Here is a 2440-nt window from a genome sequence, read left to right as displayed (position 1 = left end):
GTAGGCGGCGTCGGAAAACCCGGCATTGGCCCCCGCTCCGGCCTCGATGGCGCAGTCATATCCCAGCTTCATCAGCTGCTTGGCGGAGTCCGGCGTCATCGCCACACGGTTCTCTCCGTCAAACACCTCTCTTGGTGTTCCAATAATCACCTGTCGTCACTCCTTCTTGTTCTGGGGTATTAGGCGCGACCGCGGATCCCGTGCAGGGTTGCGGCCGGGGTCGCCTTGCCCGTGGCGCCGCGTTGCGGTGGTCATTGCCCGGCGGTGCGCCGCCCATTGGCACCCTGCCGGCTGCGCCCGCTTCGCGGTGTCGGCCGCCGCCTTCTGCGCGGAGGCCTTCAGCCGACCACGAGACCGAGGGTCTTTGCCAGCCACCGCGGCAGGTGGCCGGGTGACAGGGAGGGGGTTTTCCAGGCTGCGCCGGTAAAATCCTCGTCTGCGGAATACGCCGATGGCGTCACCAGGACCCGGAGCCCGGCGCCGCGTGCCGACAGCACGCCGTTGCGGCTGTCTTCGATGGCGAGGCATTTTTCCTGCGGCAGGCCGAGTTGGGTCAACGCCAGGAGATAGACGTCCGGGGCCGGTTTCTTGGCCTGCACCATGTCGCCCGCCGCGATGTGATCGAAGATCTCGTAGGCCGGCTTTCCCCAGCAGCTTCGGCACAGGGTTTCGACATTGGGCCGGTTGGTGGTGGTGGCGATGGCCAGTTTCAGCCCCGCCCGGCGACCGGCCCCTACCATCTCGGCCACCCCGGGGCGCAGCGACATGCCGCCTTGCTTCAGGATATCGGCGTAGCGGGCGGTCTTTGCCTTGTGCAGCGCCGCGATTTCGGCGTCGCCAAGGCGACCGGCGGTGTCCGGCAGGCCGGCCTGGAACGCCTTTATCCGTTCCTTGCCACCGGTGGTTTTCAACAGGTCGCGATAGGTCTCTTGCGACCACGACCAGTCGAGCCCCCAGGCGGCGAAGGAGCGGTTGAAGGCGGCGCGATGTGCCTCTTCGGTTTCGGCCAGAGTCCCGTCGACATCGAAAATCAGGGCCTTCAGGGTCATGCGGATACCTCGGATGCAAGGAGCCGGTCGACATCGCCGGACAGTTGGGAGAAATCGTCGAAGGCATGCGCATGGGGCAGATCGCCAGCCGCCACCCTGCGATAGCCCGGCAGGTAGAGGGCAAAGGGCAGGTTGGCGCGCTGTGCCGTCTCGGCATCGACTTCGCTGTCGCCGACATAGAGACGGCCGGTGGCGCCCAGCTGCTCGAAGACGCGCAGCAGCGGCGCCGGATCGGGCTTGCGGCGCTGCAGGGTGTCGCCGCCGACGATGGCGTCGAAATAGCGTTCGAGATCAAGGTCGCGCAGGATCGCCCGGGTCGGTGCCTCGGGTTTGTTGGTGCAGAGCCCGACCCCGTAGCCCCGGGCCTTGAGCTCGCGCAGCAGCGATCTGGCACCGGGATAGACCGTTGTCAGGGCCGAGGGCGCGGCCTCGTAATGGGAGAGAAAATCGGCGGTCAGCCTTGGGAGTTCCTCGCCGGCAAGACCCGAGGCCTCGATCACCCGCTCTACCAGCTTGGGAACGCCGTTGCCGATAAAGGAGCGGACCGTTTCAAGAGGCAGCGGCCTGCGGCCTTCCTGCAACAGCATTTTCTCGCATGCCGCATGGATGTCGGGGGCGCTGTCGATCAGCGTGCCGTCGAGATCGAAGACAACGGTTTTCATTTGGACTTCCACTTGATTGAGCATCCCATCGACGGGATCTGGTCGCTTGGCCCGCGCCCGGTTTCGGCGACCTGTTTCATCGCCTCATAGAGGTCGCGACGCAGGTCGTCCGGGCCGGCCTTCTTGCGCGAGGCATCGAGACGGCCCCGGTATTGCAACCCCATGCCGGCGTCAAAGCCGAAGAAATCCGGCGTGCAGGCCGCACCATAGGCGCGGGCCACCGATTGGCCCGCGTCGTGCAGATAGGGGAAAGGAAAGCGGTGTCTGGCGGCGAGGTCCGCCATTTCGCCGAACCCGTCCTGCGGATGGCTGGCCGGGTCGTTGGAACAGATCGCGGCGACGCCGATGCCGAGGTCGCCAAGGTCGCGGGCATCGCGCAGGATACGGTCGAGCACGGCGATCACATAGGGGCAGTGGTTGCAGATGAACATCACCAGTGTCCCCCTGGGGCCTGCGATGTCGGCAAGGTAATAGGATCTGCCGTCGGTGGCCGGCAGCCTGAAAGCGGGCGCCCGCCAGCCGAAGTCACAAACCGGGGGAGAAACGGCCATCTGGGTACTCCTTCATTGCGCCTGGCCACACGCGCTATGCGCGGCGGTGCGGATGGCGCGGATATTGTGGCCATAGACCGAAGGCTCGGTGACCGAGCCGCCGTTGAACACCGCCGAACCCGCCACCAGCACGTCGGCGCCGGCAGCGGCCATCAGCGGCGCGGTCTCGGGGGTGATG

The 2440-nt window shown here is 66.3% G+C and carries 4 protein-coding genes and 1 pseudogene; all 5 read right to left on the bottom strand.

The features are described from left to right. Positions 1-150, bottom strand: a 150-nt coding sequence (locus tag ABZD10_RS15230; RefSeq protein WP_372887817.1) for a hypothetical protein, incomplete at its 3' end; no start/stop codon positions are given. A gap of 188 nt (positions 151-338) precedes the next feature. Further along, positions 339-1049 (bottom strand): HAD-IA family hydrolase, encoded by a 711-nt coding sequence (locus tag ABZD10_RS15225; RefSeq protein WP_372887815.1) that lies wholly within the window; start codon positions 1047-1049, stop codon positions 339-341. Next, the gene (gene gph, locus ABZD10_RS15220; RefSeq protein WP_372887813.1) at positions 1046-1711 is read right to left on the bottom strand and encodes a phosphoglycolate phosphatase; all 666 of its coding nucleotides are present in this window, start codon (positions 1709-1711) and stop codon (positions 1046-1048) included. The genes ABZD10_RS15225 and gph overlap by 4 nt, the downstream gene beginning before the upstream one ends. After that, a complete protein-coding gene (locus tag ABZD10_RS15215; protein ID WP_372887811.1) occupies positions 1708-2262 on the bottom strand; it encodes a thioredoxin family protein in 555 nt (184 codons plus the stop codon). Before ABZD10_RS15215 ends, gph begins: the two co-directional genes overlap by 4 nt. A 12-nt stretch (positions 2263-2274) precedes the next feature. Then, positions 2275-2440 (bottom strand): annotated as a pseudogene (locus ABZD10_RS15210) (ribulose-phosphate 3-epimerase); the annotation flags it as partial.

The sequence above is a fragment of the Shimia sp. genome (assembly GCF_041624275.1).
In the GTDB taxonomy this organism is placed as follows: domain Bacteria; phylum Pseudomonadota; class Alphaproteobacteria; order Rhodobacterales; family Rhodobacteraceae; genus Shimia.
This window is presented reverse-complemented; position numbering and strand designations above follow the sequence as displayed.

Excerpts from the sequence above, each read along its gene's own strand:
- gph (WP_372887813.1), bottom strand. The coding sequence starts at position 1,711 with ATGAAAACCGTTGTCTTCGATCTCGACGGCACGCTGATCGACAGCGCC.
- ABZD10_RS15215 (WP_372887811.1), bottom strand. The coding sequence starts at position 2,262 with ATGGCCGTTTCTCCCCCGGTTTGTGACTTCGGCTGGCGGGCGCCCGCT.
- ABZD10_RS15225 (WP_372887815.1), bottom strand. The coding sequence starts at position 1,049 with ATGACCCTGAAGGCCCTGATTTTCGATGTCGACGGGACTCTGGCCGAA.